General features: G+C 51.8%; 19 protein-coding genes and 1 pseudogene. 11 read left to right on the plus strand and 9 right to left on the minus strand.

The genetic code is table 11. The features are described from left to right. On the minus strand, positions 1-273 hold a 273-nt coding region (locus tag CRG49_RS09560; RefSeq protein ID WP_097784577.1), incomplete at its 3' end, for a helix-turn-helix domain-containing protein. Positions 274-371: 98 nt separating this feature from the next. Continuing rightward, entirely contained in the window at positions 372-2432 is a 2061-nt protein-coding gene (gene ppk1, locus CRG49_RS09565) for a polyphosphate kinase 1 (RefSeq protein ID WP_095501929.1), read from the minus strand. 340 nt (positions 2433-2772) lie between these two features. On the opposite strand from ppk1, the gene CRG49_RS09570 reads away from it, so the two are divergent. The 3 genes from CRG49_RS09570 (at position 2773) to mscL (ending at position 5565) form a co-directional block, all read left to right on the plus strand. Next, positions 2773-3984: an MFS transporter gene (locus tag CRG49_RS09570; protein WP_095501930.1), complete on the plus strand. Its 1212-nt coding sequence runs from the start codon at positions 2773-2775 to the stop codon at positions 3982-3984. 133 nt (positions 3985-4117) lie between these two features. After that, on the plus strand, positions 4118-4903 hold the full coding sequence (fabI, locus tag CRG49_RS09575) for an enoyl-ACP reductase FabI (RefSeq protein ID WP_095501931.1): 786 nt from the start codon (positions 4118-4120) through the stop codon (positions 4901-4903). 215 nt (positions 4904-5118) lie between these two features. Then, the gene (gene mscL, locus CRG49_RS09580; RefSeq protein WP_095501932.1) at positions 5119-5565 is read left to right on the plus strand and encodes a large conductance mechanosensitive channel protein MscL; all 447 of its coding nucleotides are present in this window, start codon (positions 5119-5121) and stop codon (positions 5563-5565) included. A gap of 69 nt (positions 5566-5634) precedes the next feature. On the opposite strand, the gene hslO is transcribed toward mscL, so the two are convergent. Together hslO and CRG49_RS09590 are read right to left on the minus strand one after the other, a co-directional pair. Then, positions 5635-6549, minus strand: a complete 915-nt coding sequence (hslO, locus tag CRG49_RS09585; protein ID WP_095501933.1) for an Hsp33 family molecular chaperone HslO — start codon at positions 6547-6549, stop codon at positions 5635-5637. Between the two features lie 110 nt (positions 6550-6659). After that, positions 6660-8306: an AarF/ABC1/UbiB kinase family protein gene (locus CRG49_RS09590; RefSeq protein WP_095501936.1), complete on the minus strand. Its 1647-nt coding sequence runs from the start codon at positions 8304-8306 to the stop codon at positions 6660-6662. 312 nt (positions 8307-8618) lie between these two features. Here CRG49_RS09590 and CRG49_RS09595 point away from each other — a divergent pair, with 312 nt between their 5' ends. The 6 genes and pseudogenes from CRG49_RS09595 to argJ all read left to right on the plus strand — a co-directional run bounded on the left by CRG49_RS09595 (position 8619) and on the right by argJ (position 12331). After that, the gene (locus CRG49_RS09595; protein WP_095501934.1) at positions 8619-9230 is read left to right on the plus strand and encodes a C40 family peptidase; all 612 of its coding nucleotides are present in this window, start codon (positions 8619-8621) and stop codon (positions 9228-9230) included. Positions 9231-9249: 19 nt separating this feature from the next. Then, positions 9250-9462 (plus strand): hypothetical protein, encoded by a 213-nt coding sequence (locus CRG49_RS09600; RefSeq protein ID WP_095501935.1) that lies wholly within the window; start codon positions 9250-9252, stop codon positions 9460-9462. 87 nt (positions 9463-9549) lie between these two features. Continuing rightward, positions 9550-9696: pseudogene (locus CRG49_RS13925) on the plus strand (lipoprotein signal peptidase). A gap of 256 nt (positions 9697-9952) precedes the next feature. After that, on the plus strand, positions 9953-10297 hold the full coding sequence (locus CRG49_RS09605) for a CidA/LrgA family protein (RefSeq protein ID WP_095503029.1): 345 nt from the start codon (positions 9953-9955) through the stop codon (positions 10295-10297). Continuing rightward, positions 10297-10989 carry an LrgB family protein gene (locus CRG49_RS09610; RefSeq protein WP_095503030.1) on the plus strand — a complete coding sequence of 231 codons (693 nt, stop codon included), beginning with the start codon at positions 10297-10299 and terminating at the stop codon, positions 10987-10989. The genes CRG49_RS09605 and CRG49_RS09610 overlap by 1 nt, the downstream gene beginning before the upstream one ends. A gap of 121 nt (positions 10990-11110) precedes the next feature. Then, on the plus strand, positions 11111-12331 hold the full coding sequence (gene argJ / locus CRG49_RS09615; protein ID WP_095503028.1) for a bifunctional glutamate N-acetyltransferase/amino-acid acetyltransferase ArgJ: 1221 nt from the start codon (positions 11111-11113) through the stop codon (positions 12329-12331). Positions 12332-12386: 55 nt separating this feature from the next. Here argJ and prfH read toward each other — a convergent pair whose 3' ends face one another. The 3 genes from prfH to CRG49_RS09630 are packed head-to-tail and all read right to left on the minus strand — an operon-like array spanning position 12387 to position 13738. Continuing rightward, entirely contained in the window at positions 12387-12998 is a 612-nt protein-coding gene (gene prfH, locus CRG49_RS09620; protein ID WP_095503027.1) for a peptide chain release factor H, read from the minus strand. Between the two features lie 36 nt (positions 12999-13034). Then, complete coding sequence (locus CRG49_RS09625) at positions 13035-13268, minus strand: hypothetical protein (protein WP_097784588.1); 234 nt, start codon at positions 13266-13268, stop codon at positions 13035-13037. Continuing rightward, complete coding sequence (locus CRG49_RS09630; RefSeq protein ID WP_097784589.1) at positions 13265-13738, minus strand: hypothetical protein; 474 nt, start codon at positions 13736-13738, stop codon at positions 13265-13267. Before CRG49_RS09630 ends, CRG49_RS09625 begins: the two co-directional genes overlap by 4 nt. A 75-nt stretch (positions 13739-13813) precedes the next feature. Between CRG49_RS09630 and CRG49_RS13575 the strand changes: the two genes are divergently transcribed. Next, positions 13814-13981 carry a hypothetical protein gene (locus tag CRG49_RS13575; RefSeq protein ID WP_229436911.1) on the plus strand — a complete coding sequence of 56 codons (168 nt, stop codon included), beginning with the start codon at positions 13814-13816 and terminating at the stop codon, positions 13979-13981. Positions 13982-14377: 396 nt separating this feature from the next. Here CRG49_RS13575 and CRG49_RS09635 read toward each other — a convergent pair whose 3' ends face one another. Beyond that, on the minus strand, positions 14378-14695 hold the full coding sequence (locus CRG49_RS09635; RefSeq protein ID WP_095503025.1) for a multidrug efflux SMR transporter: 318 nt from the start codon (positions 14693-14695) through the stop codon (positions 14378-14380). 2 nt (positions 14696-14697) lie between these two features. Then, positions 14698-15033, minus strand: coding sequence for a MarR family winged helix-turn-helix transcriptional regulator (locus CRG49_RS09640; protein WP_198515155.1), 336 nt, complete (start codon positions 15031-15033; stop codon positions 14698-14700). A 72-nt stretch (positions 15034-15105) separates the two neighbouring features. Between CRG49_RS09640 and CRG49_RS13930 the strand changes: the two genes are divergently transcribed. Beyond that, on the plus strand, positions 15106-15276 hold a 171-nt coding region (locus CRG49_RS13930), incomplete at its 3' end, for a helix-turn-helix domain-containing protein (protein WP_157807888.1).

Raw genomic sequence — 15276 nt, forward strand, 5'->3', positions numbered from 1 at the left:
CATGTAGCGTAACTCTTCAATCAGCTCTGCCTGAGTTTTTTCATGGTCGGGTTTGTCGACGATAAAGGGATTCTTGCGTTTGGTCTGCATAGTCTTCATAAGCGTAGCCTGTGGGTGTTGAAGTGCGGTTATACCGCCTTGGCAGTAGGCGGCAATCCAACGGCGCAGATGTGTGCGTGAGACGTTGAAATGGTCTGCGGTGCGCTGTTGGCTGTGCACTTGATGGTAATGGAGTACGGCTCGGTATTTGAAGTCTAGTGTATATTTGGACATAAGAAAACTGCACCTTTTTAAGTTGGGGGGAAAGTGTCCAACTTTTGGGGTGCAGTTCACTTGTTTTCAGACGGCCTTTCTTATTAAACTAAGAAAGATTATTTACTGTACATCGCCCACAAATCTTCTTGCAGATTCACCAATGCGTCGCCTTCTGCAGCTTGAACACGGATATACGAGCCGTTAGGTTGCATTTCCCATGCTTTGGTATTGTCTTCCAATGCCATGGTTAAACCTTCGCGAATCACACGCGCTTTCAGCGTGGGGTCAAGAATCGGCGTGGCCACTTCGATACGGCGGAAGAAGTTGCGCCCCATCCAGTCGGCGCTGGAAATATAGGTGTCTTCTTTGCCGCTGTTGTAGAAGTAGAAAATGCGCGAGTGTTCGAGTTGGCGGCCGATGATGGAACGCACACGGATGTTGTCCGACAAGCCTTTCACGCCGGGGCGCAGGGTGCACATGCCGCGTACAATCAGGTCAATTTGCACACCGGCGGCGCTGGCTGCATACAAGGCTTCAATCACGCTTGGCTCAATCAAAGAATTCATCTTGGCAATGATTTTGGCCGGTTTACCGGCGCGAGCATTTTCCGTTTCCTGCTGAATGCGGCTGATGATCATCGGATGCAGCGTAAACGGGCTTTGATACAATTTGTTCAGACGGCCTGGCTTGCCTAAGCCGGTGATTTCCATAAATAAGGTGTTCACATCGGCGGTAATGGCGGCATCATCGATAATCAAACCAAAGTCGGTGTAAATGCGCGATGTGCCTTGGTGATAGTTGCCCGTGCCCAAGTGCGCATAGCTTTTCAGAAGGCCTTCTTCACGGCGGATCACCAAGGCCATTTTGGCGTGCACTTTGTAACCAAATACGCCGTACACTACATGCGCACCGACATTTTCCAGTTGCTGCGCCCAGCTGACGTTGTTGGCTTCGTCGAAACGTGCCATCAATTCGACCACCACGGTGACTTGTTTGCCTGCCAATGCGGCACGCATCAGCGCTTTAACCAATTCGGAATTGCTGCCGGTGCGGTAAATGGTCATCTTGACGGCCAATACATCCGGATCGCTGGCTGCCTCGCGAATCATTTGAACCACCGGGTCAAACGACTGGTAAGGATGGTGCAGTAATATCGGACCTTGCCTGGCTAAGTCCAAAACAGAGCCGTTTTTGCCCAATTTTTTCAGACGGCCTACCGTTGCCGGTGGCGCAAATTTCAAATCGGGGCGGTCAACTAAATCAGGCACGGCATTCAAACGCACCAGATTGACCGGTCCCTTTACCTGATACACTTCGGATGGTTTCAATTTGAATTGGTTGAGCAGGAACTGGCAGATATGTTGCGGACAGGTATCGGCCACTTCCAAGCGCACGCCGTCGCCGTACTCGCGGTCGCGCAATTCGCTCTGAATGGCGGTGCGTAGGTTTTCCAAATCATCATCGTCAACGGTCAAATCACTGTCGCGCGTCAAACGGAATTGATGACAGCCTTTGACTTCCATGCCCAAAAACAGCTTATGCACATGCGCGTGCAAAATAGACGACAGGAACACGAAACCTTCATTGCCATCGCAAATTTCAGACGGCATTTTCACCACGCGCGGCAAAATGCGCGGCGCTTGCACAATCGCCATGCTGGACGGGCGGCCGAAGGCATCGGTGCCTTCCAATTCTACGGCAAAGTTAAGGGATTTGTTCAACACGCGCGGGAAGGGATGCGACGGATCAAGGCCGATGGGGGTCAAAATCGGCATCAATTCGTTGTCGAAATATTCGTTAATCCATTTTTGCTGCTCGGGCGTCCACGTGTGGCGGCGGTAGAAATGAATGCCTTGTTTGGCCAGTTCCGGTTGCAACACTTCATTAAACAGCGCGTATTGTTCTTCAATCAAGGCGTGTGCTTGCACGGAAACATCTTCAAGCGTTTCAGACGGCGTTTTGCCGTTGTCGAGCACAACATGCGGACGGAGCTTTTGGTCGCGTTTCAACGAAGCGACGCGCACTTCAAAAAACTCATCTAAGTTAGACGACACGATACACAGAAAACGCAAACGTTCCAACAGCGGCACGCTTGGGTCTTGCGCTTGTGCCAACACACGGCGGTTGAATTCGAGCAGGCTTAGCTCGCGGCAGAGAATTCGGTTTTGATCAGGCATAATTTTTCCCCTATTTGGGCATAGGTATCTTGTTAAAATAAAGTCATTTATCGAATATCAGTATAGCGCGTTTTTAGGGCGGTGTAACCGTGGCCGGTTGAGTTTGAATGGGCGCTAAACGGCAACGGGCAAGCATACTCAAGCTGTGTGAATGTTTGATGACAGGCCGTCTGAATTTGACGCGTTCAGACGGCCTAAATAGGTAGGTAAAACGGCGGTTCGTGTCGGCCGGTAAATTCCTTTACAATGCTTGAAAAGATTTCTATTGCCAATGTTTTGCAATTTTTTCAGACGGCCTGATAGTGATAATAGGCCGTCTGAACGCAATAAGAGTAACCCGATGAATAAAAACCAAACGCGCCGATCTGCCGCTTTATCACTCGGCTTTTTATTGTTTGCCGTGGTCGTTTTGGCCGTCAATTTGCGCGCGCCTTTAGTGGCCTTGGGGCCGGTGGTCGGTTTTATCCGTGATGAACTTGGCGTATCCGGTTCATTTATGGGCATGGTCGCCGCCTTGCCCTTGCTGGCATTTGCCCTGTTCTCACCTTTGGCGGCACAGTTGGCCAAGCGTTTCGGCATGGAAAACGTGTTAATCGGCTCTATCGTGCTGATGATAGCAGGCATTGCGCTGCGCTCAGCATATCCTTCCGCTACGCTGCTGATGTGGGGCACGATTATTTTGTCTGCGGCGATTGCAATGGGCAATGTGCTGCTGCCGGCTTTGGCCAAACGCAATCTGCCGACGCGGGTAGGTTTGGTGGTGGGGACGCTATCTGCGGCGATGTCGGTATCGGCCACTTTGGCGGCCGCATGGGCGGTTCCGTTGGCGCAATGGCAGAATTGGCGCTGGTCGCTGGGCGTGTGGTGGCCGTTTGCTGCTTTTGCTTTGGTGATTTGGTGTTTGGCACGCAAAAACCTGCGCACCAATGCAGTCGAGACACCGCCGCAGCGTTCAGACGGCCTGAATGTGTGGCGCTCGCCAACGGCATGGTGCATCAGCGCGTTTATGGGTATTCAGTCGCTGATGTTTTATTCGGTGGTGAGCTTTCTGCCGTCGGTGTTGGTCGAGAAGGGCATGACTGCTTTGGCGGCGGGCGGACATAGTTCGCTGTTGCAAGTGGCTTCGTTGGTCGGAGCTTTGTCGATTACTGCCTTGTTGGGCAAAACATATAAAACGCAGCAAGTCATTTTGGCCGCGGCGTTGATTTTAACCGTCGGTATTGCCGGCATTTGGTTGGGCAATCAAGCGAGTATGTGGCTGTGGGTGGTGTGCACCGGATTTGGTGCTTCAGCCGTGTTTTCCGCCGCGTTGATGCTGTTTGCCATGCGCACGGATTCGCCGCAGCAAGCCGCTTCTTTGTCGGGCATGGCGCAGGCGGTGGGCTATTTGATTGCGGTGGCTGGGCCTTTGGGTATGGGCGTGTTGTATGACGTGTTCGGCTCGTGGTCGGCATCGATGGGCGTGCTGACCGGCTTGATGGCAATTGAATGCCTGCTGGCTTGGTTTGCCGCTAATCCTAAAACACTGGCGCAAATGCAGCGGCATACTTAGGCCGTCTGAACGGCAGTGTATTGTTTTTATTCCAAAACAACGGCTTTTTGCTATAATGCTTCGTTTAACATCTTCGCTTTTCCATTGGGTGAAAGTGATTCACAGTGCAACACCACACTTTAAAGGATAAAAAATGGGTTTTTTGCAAGGTAAAAAAATTCTGATTACCGGTATGATTTCCGAGCGTTCGATTGCTTACGGCATCGCCAAAGCATGTCACGACCAAGGCGCAGAATTGGCGTTTACTTATGTTGTGGATAAATTAGAAGAGCGCGTGCGCAAAATGGCCGCCGAATTGGGCTCTGATTTGGTGTTCCGTTGCGATGTCAACAACGATGCCGAAGTAGAGCAAGTGTTCGCCGATTTGGGCAAAAGCTGGAACGGCTTAGACGGCTTGGTACACGCGATTGCTTTTGCACCAAAAGAAGCCTTGAACGGTGATTTCCTCGACAGCATCAGCCGCGAAGCCTTCAATACCGCGCATGAAACTTCTGCCTACAGCCTGCCGGCCTTGGCTAAAGCTGCCCGTCCAATGATGAAAGGCCGCAATTCTGCCATCGTAGCGCTGAGCTACTTGGGTGCCGTGCGTGCGATTCCGAACTACAACGTGATGGGTTTGGCCAAAGCCAGCTTGGAAGCCGCCATCCGCTTTACCGCTTCTGCTGTTGGCCGTGAAGGCATCCGTTGTAACGGTATTTCTGCCGGTCCAATCAAAACCTTGGCTGCTTCCGGCATTGCCGATTTCAGCAAATTGTTGAGCCATGTGGCTTCACAAAATCCGTTGGGTCGCAACGTGACCATTGAAGAAGTGGGCAATGCCGCCGCATTCTTGCTGTCCGACTTGGCTTCAGGCATCACCGGCGAAATCACCTATGTTGACGGTGGCTACAGCATCAATGCTTTGAGCGTAGAAGAATAGGAGCCAAAATAGGCCGTCTGAAAAGTGGTGTGAAAAAGTCACATCTTGGTTTCAGACGGCCTTTGTTTGATAAAAATGATATATTATTTGTGCTGTTTATAGGGTATATACAAAATTTAATCTTAATAAATAAATATTAACAAATAAAGCGTTATCATGCCTGCCTTCGATTTTAAATCAGAGATTGATTCACACAGTTTTCAGGAGTTTAAGTAATGTCTATTGCATCAGAGTTTAAAGAGTTTATTATGCGCGGCAACGTGATCGACTTGGCAGTCGGTATGGTTGTCGGCACAGCGTTCAGCGGTATGGTAAAGTCATTGGTTGACGACGTGATTATGCCGCCTATTGGTATTTTGATTGGTGGCGTGGATTTTTCCAACCTGTTCATCACTTTGAAGGAAGGTATACCGCCTGCAGGTGAAGCCGGTTATGCCACACTGGAAGCAGCAAAAGCGGCCGGTGCAGTCACTTTAAACATCGGCCTGTTTATCAATACCATCATCAGCTTCCTGATTATCGCGGCTGCGATTTTCTGTGTGGTAAAAGTATTAAATTCTATGAAACGTGCCGAAGAAGCCCCTGTTGAAGAAGCACCGGCCGAGCCATCTGAAGAAGTATTGTTGTTGCGCGAAATCCGTGATTCTTTGAACAACAAATAATCATCGGTTTAAAGTGATGAAAAATGCCGTCTGAAATCGTTTTCAGACGGCATTTTTATTGGATCAAGATTACTGAATCCGTTGCGCTTCTTCACGCACGGCCGATGCCACATTGGCACCGAATAAAGCGTTGACATCGGTTTCGTCAAACACATATTTTTCATGGCAGAAGTCACAATCCACCGCAATGCTGCCTTGTTCGGCGACTACGCCGCCGACTTCTTCGCCACCCAGCATCAACAACATATCGCTGACTTTACCGCGTGAGCAGGTGCAGGCAAATTCGATGTTTTCCGGTTCAAATACACGTGGCGGGGTTTCGTGGAACAGGCGGTACAACACATGTTGTGCGTCTAAGTCAGTCAATTCGTCGGTGGTCACGGTTTGCGCCAAGGTGCTGACGTGGTTCCATGCTTCGTCATCGATTTCTTCTTCTGGGAGGCGTTGCACCAGTAAACCACCGACGCTGGTGTCTGAAGCGGCCAGCACGATATGCGTATCGAGCTGCTCGGAGCGTTTCATATAGTTCATCAACATTTGCGCAATGCTGTCGCCTTCCAGCGGCACCACGCCTTGCCACGGCTCGGCATCTTTGGGTTGCAGGGTCAGCACAAATACGCTGCTGTCGCCCAATAAATCGGTCAGGCTTTCATCATCGGTGATGTCGGCGTGTTCGTCCCAACGGGCGGTGGCGCGCACGGTTTGCTCGGAAGTTGCTTCCACCACCAACATTTTCAGACGGCCTTGACCTTGCACCTGCACAATCAGCGTGCCGTCGATTTTCAAATTGCTCGACAGCAATGCACCGGCAGCCAGCAATTCACCCAATGCACGGCGGATGGCGGCAGGGTAGTGTTTTTGTTTGACGATGTGCTGCCAAACATTTTCCAAGCGGACATGCAAACCGCGTACGGGCATATCGTCGAAGATAAAGCGTGTGCGGGTGTCGGCAGGGTAAGTAGCAGCAAGATTTTGTGTGGTCATAATATTTCTCTGTTTGGATAAGCAATTACCCGCTATATGGTTGCGCTTGTGGATAAATCAAGGCCGTCTGAACGCAAAATAGGTTCAGACGGCCTTTCATCATAACCGCGTTAATGCTTTCCCGAGCGCCAAATCGACCACATAATCCACAAGCTGTTGGCGAAGGCCAGCAGGTAGCCGAAGAAGCCGATAAATTTGGGGCCGGTGTCTATGCTCATAACGATAGACGAACCGATAATCAGTGCGGCGGTGACGATGCCCATGGTCAGGCGGTTGGTGGCACGATCAATTTGTTGGCTGAGCTGATCGAAGCGTTTGAAATCGAGCGTCACGCCCATTTGGCCTTTTTGCAGGCGGCGGCTGAGACGGAACAGGTTTTGCGGCAAGTCGTCAGCAGCTTGCAACAGGGTCTGCATATGGATTTTGCTTTTACGCAGGATGTGCTCGGGTGAGGCGCGTTCTTTAAAAGCGTCGGTGACGATGGGTTTGGCACGCTCGAGTAGCTCGATTTGGCCGTCGAGCCGTTTGACTACGCCTTCGAGCGTAATCAGCGTTTTAAACAGCATCACCAAATCGCCCGGCAGCGTCAGAGCGTGGCGGCGCATGATTTGAGTGATGTCGTTGATGACTTGGCTGATGCGCAAATCGCGCACCGGCGTGTGTTCGTAGTTGAGCAGCATTTCCAGCACATCGGCGCCGAGCAGGTTTTCATCAGGCAACTCTCCTTCCGCCCAGTTGCTCAATACATATTGCATGGTGAATTGGTCTTTGTGGGCGAGTGCGTTAATCAAATCGATGATTTCACGGCGGCGTGTGCTGCTTAAGTGGCCGACCAAGCCGAAATCGATAAAGGTGATGCGGCCGTCTGAATTGATGAAGATATTGCCCGGATGCGGGTCGGCATGGAAGAAACCTTGCTGTAGTATCATGGTAAACAAGGTATCGGTGATTTGCGTGGCCAAGCGGCTGCGCACTTCCGGTTCGAGGGTGTCGATGTCGATGTTTTTCAGCAAAGTATCGCTGATGTGTTCCTGCACTAAAATCAGGCGATTGGATAATTCGGGGTAAACTTTCGGCACATGCACCGATTCATGTTGCTCGAAGGTTTTACCGAAACGCTGCATATAGCGCAGTTCGACCGATAAATCTGTTTCTTTGGCCAAGCTGCGGGCGAAATACTGCACCATCTGCACCGGTTGGTAGCGGCGCATTTCGGGAATCTCCGATTCAATCAGGCTGGCGATGTGGTTGAGAATGCGCAAATCGGCCTGAATCACGGGGTCGATGTCGGGGCGCTTGATTTTCACTGCTACGGTTTCGCCGTTGAGCAACACCGCCTGATGCACTTGTGCAATCGACGCGCTGCCGATGGGATGGGGCTGGATGGATTTGAAAATTTCTTTGGCAGGCCGTCCCAGCTGCGCTTCAATGAGTTTCTGAATGTTGGTGACCGGAATCGGCGCTACATTGCTTTGCAGTCGCTCAAATTCTTCAATCCATTCCACGCTGAAAATATCCACGCGTGTGGACAACACTTGGCCGAGCTTGATAAATGTCGGGCCGAGTTCTTCAAATGCCATGCGGAATCGGCGCGGTGTGCTCAAGTAATGGCTGTCGGGATCGGCTTTTTTGCGGTCGCTCTGATGGCCGAGCTTAATGCGCTGTACAAAGCCGCCCAAACCGTGTTTGGTCAGGATGGTAATAATCTCGCGCATACGCGAAAGGTCGCGCATCGCCAGCAGGGTGGGAATCATCATCATTTTTGGGATTTGTAAAATTTGTTTATAAACAAGATATTAACGCAATATAACCGTTACTCTTTTGCCAAGCGGGCGATTTTTTAATACAATCAAACAGATAACATTTAAGATACAGCATAACATAATCAAACAGACAGCATATAGGGCTTGTTGACGCTGCACGCTTCATCTGAAGAATACCGACTTTCTGCTGCACATGACTGCAAGCTTTTTAGCTTGCTGTTATTTTTTGCTGCATGTCGCGCATTTTGCAAGCGAGCAGGGCAACGACACTTTAAAAAGGCCGTCTGAAACACTTGGAAGTAAGGAATGAACCGTTTCGCAAAACTGACGGCGCTATTGGCTTCGGCCTGTATGCTGTTTTCCGCTATGAGCATAGCGCATGCCGATGATTTGGAAAATATGCTGAACAGCCGGCAGCAGGTTATTAATCTGTTTAATCAGGATGCCGGCAGTAATACGGCTACCCCGTTTATGCCTGCACGGGCGAATCCGCCGATAGCCGAACAATCATCAGGCAGCGCCGACGAATTAATTAAAAGTGCTATGGGTTTGCTTGGGGTGGCTTACCGCTACGGCGGCACTTCGGCGCGTACCGGCTTTGACTGCAGCGGCTTTATGCAGCATATTTTCCGCCGCACCCTGGGTCTGAACCTGCCCCGCACTTCTGCCGAGCAAGCCAAGATGGGTACGCACGTCAACCGCAGCGAGTTGCAGCCGGGTGATATGGTGTTTTTCCGCACCATGGGGCGCGGGCGTATTTCCCACGTCGGCCTATATATCGGCAACAACCGCTTTATCCACGCGCCGCGAACGGGTAAAAATATTGAAATCACCAGCCTAAGCAATAAATATTGGAATTCAAAATACGCTTTCGGCCGCCGTGTGAAGAAAAACGATCCATCACGCTTTTTAAATTAAACGAAGGAAACACCGCAGTATGAGTATGCCTGAAATGCCGAAATGGTACGGCGACGACGGTCAAATCGTGTCATGCACCGAAAAAGTGAAGGTGATGAATGAAAACATGAGCGAGCTGTATCAAATGGCGCAAGATGCGTTTGAAGATGCGCTGTTGATGGGGTGCGGCGAAGCGCAGTTGCGTGAGTATCTGAAAACCTTGATGGAAGGTTTGGAAAACCCATACCGCTAATTTATATCATGGCAGTTAAAAACGGCATTCGTGAAGAGTGCCGTTTTGCGTTTCAGACGGCCTCAATATGAAAATAGGCCGAGACCTTTGCAAAATCCCCATCTTTGGCACATTTCTTCGTTGTGCGCTGCTCGAAAGCTTGCCTATCTTGATGATATGTCTGCGCTTTCTGTGCTGCTACAACTTTGAACTGTACTCAAATCTGGGGTTTTGCAAAGGTCTCAGGCCGTCTGAAACATAAATTAAAGCCATTGCCATTGCTTTTCAGACGGCATCACTCTTTAATTCAGCCTAAAAAGCCTATTTAAAACAAAAGCCGTAAAAAATACCGTGAAACGCCGTGATTCCCTTTTCAGACGGCCGCGCTCGCGTTATGATTAATGCCTTAATAAAATCAAATCAACAGGCTGCCTTCTGATTTCAAGCAGCATACGTTTTCCCAACTTCCCACACAGGCCGTCTGAAACATTGGGGCGGATAAAGGATCATCATGAACTTCATCGGCGCGTTGCTCATCATTTTAGGCTGTTTGGCCGTGGGTGAGGGCGTGGTATTGTTTTTCGGCATCAAGCTGCCGGGCAGTATTGTCGGCATGGGCGTTTTGTTTGGCCTGCTGAAGCTGGGCTGGGTTAAGGTGTCGTGGTTGAAGCAGCTTTCGGATACCCTGATGGCGAACCTGACCCTGTTTCTTGTGCCGCCCTGCGTGGCGATTATCAGCTATTTGGATTTGATTGCCGACGACTGGTTCCCGATTTTAACCGCCACGGTATTGAGCACGCTGTGTGTGCTGCTGGTGACGGGTAAAGTGCACGAATGGGCGCGGAGGTGGATGTAATGGAAATCTTCCATACGCCGAGCTTATTGCTGTTTTTAACGCTGGCGGTGTTCGGCTTGGCTAATATCATTCGTGTCCGCACCGGCAATGTGTTGTGTAATCCGGTGCTGATCAGCACGATAGTAATGATTGCGTATTTGAAACTGTTCCGCATCGATTACGATACCTACCACGATGCCGCGCAGTATATCGATTTTTGGCTCAAGCCCGCGGTGGTGGTGTTGGCGGTGCCGCTGTTTTTGAACTGGGAAAAAATCCGCAACCAATGGCTGCCGATTTTGTTGTCGCAACTGGCCGGCAGCGTTACCGGCATTGTGACCGGCGTGTATTTGGCCAAATGGTTTGGTGCGGGTAGGGAAGTGGCTTTGTCACTGGCGGCCAAATCGGTGACCAACCCGATTGCGATTGAAATTACCAAGTCTATCGGCGGCATTCCGGCGATTACCGCAGCTACTGTGATTATTGCCGGTTTGTTCGGGCAGATGGTTGGTTACAAAATGCTGCACGTCGGCACGGTGCACAAGCCTTCTTCAGTGGGGATGTCGCTGGGTACGGCTTCGCACGCGATGGGCATTGCCGTTTCGATGGAACACAGCCGCCGCATGGCCGCCTATGCCGGCTTGGGCTTGACGCTCAACGGGGTGTTGACCGCGCTGATTGTGCCGGTGTTGATGCCGTTTTTGGGCATTTGAATGCAAAAATGATGGTTCAGACGGCCTTTGAAACAGGCCGTCTGAAAAAATAATAGGCGCAGATGGACATATCGCGCCATTGATGAACGATTTTAAAATATTTCCTACAAGGAGCAAGAAAATGGCAGTGAATCTTTCCGAACGACACGAAGACGAATTGTTGCACATCGACGGCGTGCAGGTATTTGTCGGTCAGGCTGGTGTCAAAAAGCCGAATCATGATGATTTAACATTGATGGTATTGACCGGCAAAAATTCCGTCGGTGCCGTGTTCACGCAAAACCGCTTCTGCGCTGCGCCGGTGTACATCGCCAAATCGCATTTATTTGACGACGACGGCGTGCGTGCGCTGGTCATCAACACCGGCAACGCCAATGCCGGCACCGGTGCACAAGGCCGCGCCGATGCGGTGGAAGTTTGCGCCGCCGTTGCCCGCCAAATCGGCTGCAAAACCACCCAAGTGCTGCCGTTTTCCACCGGCGTGATTTTAGAGCCGTTGCCTGCCGATAAAATCATCGAAGCCTTGCCGCGCGTCAAACCCGTGCATTGGAGCGAAGCCGCCCGTGCCATCATGACCACCGACACCATCCCCAAAGCCGCCAGCCGCGAAGGCAAAGTCGGTGAAAACCACACTGTGCGCGCCACCGGCATCGCCAAAGGCAGCGGCATGATTCATCCTAATATGGCCACCATGCTTGGCTTTATCGTCTGCGATGCCAACGTGTCGCAACCGATTTTGCAACTGATGACCAAAGAAATCGCCGATATGTCGTTCAACGCCATCACCGTTGACGGCGACACCAGCACCAACGACAGCTTCGTCATCATCGCCACCGCCAAAAACGGCCAAAGCCAAATCGACAATATCGCTGATCCGCGTTACGACCAGCTCAAAGATCTGCTCAGCGGCTTGGCTTTGCAACTGGCACAAGCCATCGTGCGCGATGGCGAAGGCGCAACCAAATTCATCACCATCGAAGTGGACAACGCCGCCGACCGCGACGAAGCGCGCAAAGTTGCCTATGCCATCGCCCATTCGCCATTGGTGAAAACCGCCTTCTTTGCCAGCGACCCCAACCTTGGCCGCCTGCTTGCCGCCATCGGCTATGCCGGTATCGAAGATTTGGATACCGATAAAATCAAAATGTGGCTCGGCGATGTTTTGGTGGCCGAACAAGGTGGTCGCGCCGAAAGTTATACCGAAGAGCAAGGTCAAGCCGTGATGAACCAAGACGAAATCACCGTGCGCGTGAGCCTCAACCGCGGCCAAGCCAAAACCACCGTGTACACCTGCGACTTCTCGCATGATTATGTGACAATTAATGCGGATTACCGTTCGTAGGTTTCGGTTTGGCAATCACAGAGGCCGTCTGAAAATTTTCAGACGGCCTCATTCTTTATTTCTCTCTAAAATCCGTACCGCAAAACACCCGAACCGGGTTGCCGCGTTCCACTTGGTAGCGCTGCGAATGCGCATCGGCGGCGTGTTGTCCCAAGGCGGCGGAATGCCGTTCGGCCAGTTTTAGGGCGAGCAGTTCGCGGGCGCGTTTTTTGTTGTCGTGCTGGCTGCGTTCGCTTTCCACGCGCACGGAAATGCCGGTGGCCATGTGCTTGGCGCGCACCGCGCTGTCGGTTTTGTTGACGTGCTGGCCGCCTTTGCCGCCTGCGCGGCAGGTTTGGTATTCGATTTCGCTTTCAGACGGCACGTCGGGCAATTCGGGCAGTCTGAACAGGCCGATATACCAGTTTTTGCGCGGATGTTTCGGGCGCACGGGGCTGGCGCACGTCCATTGCAGCGTGCCGAGCCAGCGTTGCGCGAGTGCGTCGGCGTTCGCGCCGCTCAGGGTAAACGTGGCGGACAGCAGCCCGTGGCGGCTTTCGGTTTCATCCAATATTTCCGCCTGCACGCCTGCGGCGTGGGCTTCGCGCAGGATTTTCTGCAAGGCGCAACGGGCGAAGATTTGGCACTCGGCAGGGCCTTGTGCGGTGGAAAGTTGCAGGTAAATCATAGGGTTCCTTGTTTTTTGTTGCAGGCCGTCTGAAAACTATTTTTTCATTTTCGGGCGGAACGAGCGTTTGCCGTCGAAACCTTTGCTGGCGATTTTGTCGCCGTTGGTCATGGGCGGGCTGGTTTCGGCTTCGGTTTTCAGTTGCGACAGGTATTCGGTAATTTTCTGCCACACCAAATCCGCGTCCAGATAAATGCCGAGAGCCGACAGTTGGGGGTTGGCGTAGGCGTATATCGTCCGTGTGCGCAGGTCTGACGGTTCCTCAGTCAACAGCAGCAGCGGGGCGCGGCGGTATGCGCTGATGTCGCGGCCGTCGTATTCGCTGCCCCGTTTGCGGACGCCTGAAAATCAGGCAAAGGGTCGTACCGATAGCGGCTTAATTGGGGAACGGTGCAGACGCTGCCGTCGTGGAAACGTATTTTTACGCGGTATTCCGCGCAGCGGTATCCTGTCCGGCTGTCGCGCACTTCGTCAAACTTGTCGGTAACTTCGGACACATCGTAAGACGTGTAAACCTTGTTGCCCGTGTTGAACAGAAACACATGCAAGTCGCCGACAAACAGCACCGAAACGGACACGCACGCGCCGTATCGCTGCTGCCATTCGGGCAGCGGTGCGGGCAGGCTGTGGAGCAGCGGCTCGTCCGCCTGTTTGCGGCGGTCGAATACGAGCAGCGGATCTTCGCCGTATTTGGCGATTTTATGGTCGTAGAAATCTTTGAATTTGCTGATAATTTTCATACTGTTTTCCAATAGGCCGTCTGAAACGGCGGTTGCGGTCGGGTTGCGGCGGAATGATTGGATAAAGCTGTTTTAATGCCTGAGTTTGTTTTCAGACGGCCTTCGGTTTTGACTTCAGGCCGTCTGAAAGCGTTGCAATCAATCCGCGCAGCCGCCGGCGGTTTTGTAGGTCAAAACGGGCTTCATCCGCGCCACGGGCTCAATCAGCCCGAAGTCGGACATGGAGACGATGATGCTGTTTAGGCCTTTGTAGGCTTGCGGGACTTCTTTGTAAATCAGGATTTGGTGTCATCATACGACCACGCTGCCGAATGAGATGAGGCGCAGACTGTCGGCGGAATATTTAGTCCGATAGCCGTTCTTTGCATTTACCGCACTGCCATTTGCGGCCTGCGCCGTGCACCAGTGGACACAGTGCGCCGGCGACGTGGCCGGTAAGCGGGAGACGATCGCTGTAATCGTCGCACGAATCGAGTATTGGCACCGAGCCGCAGGTTGACGGTTGTGTGTTTGGGGCAACCAGAGCGTTTTCCCTTTAATTTCAATTTGTAATAAAAAATTATGTTTAACATCAAGCGGTTGTAGTTGTTTGAAAACCGTTTTTCAGACGGCATTTTTACTTTAATCCGTTTTCTGGTCTCAAGACGTGAGTTTCATCACAATCACCCCCGAGATAATCAGCGCCGCGCCCAGCCAGCGGCCGAACGAAGCGGGGTCGCCGAAAAAGACTACGCCGACGGCAAATGCACCGACCGCACCGATGCCGGTCCACACCGCATAGGCGGTGCCCATCGGAATGGTTTTTTGCGCGAGAAAGAGTAAAAAGCCGCTCACGCCCATGAAAATGACCGCCAAGGCAAGACCTTGCCAACGCCAGCCGGGGTGTTGGGCGAGTTTCAAACCCAGCGGCCAGCCGATTTCCATCAAACCTGCGCTAATCAAATAAATCCATGCCATGTTTATTGTTCCTGTGTGTGTCGGGCAACGATTTGGGTAAAGCGTTGCAGTTCTTGAATAAAGTGTTCGGCTTGTGTTGCGCCGAAGTCTTGGATGATGCCTTGCTCGATATGCTGCAATTTTTCAATAACGGGCAGGGCGGCGGTTTGGCCTAGTTCGGTTAGGTGCAGCGTTTTGCCGCGTTTGTCGTTGGGATCAGGCGAAAAACTTAACCAGCCTTGTTCGGCCAATTGGCGGCAGGCGGAAAAAACGGTTTGCTTGGGCAGGTTCCAATGCGTGCAAATGGTTTTTTGCGTGCAGTCGGGATAACATACCACGCCCTTACATTCGCCTAACAAGTGCAATTTCCAATAACAGAAAAGGCCAGTATGCGGTAGTATACTGCCTTTCCTGACAAGAAAGATTGCAATATGGCCTACACACAACTGACCTCACACCAAAGATACTACATTTCCAGACATTACCGCAACCTACCCCTAAACCAAATCGCACAGAACATCGGTTGTCATCCCGCCACCGTCAGTCGGGAAATCAGACGGCATTCCGTCAACGGAACCTACTGTTACCGAAAAGCACAACAG

The organism is Neisseria sp. N95_16, assembly GCF_002551535.2.
In the GTDB taxonomy this organism is placed as follows: Bacteria; Pseudomonadota; Gammaproteobacteria; order Burkholderiales; family Neisseriaceae; genus Neisseria; species Neisseria brasiliensis.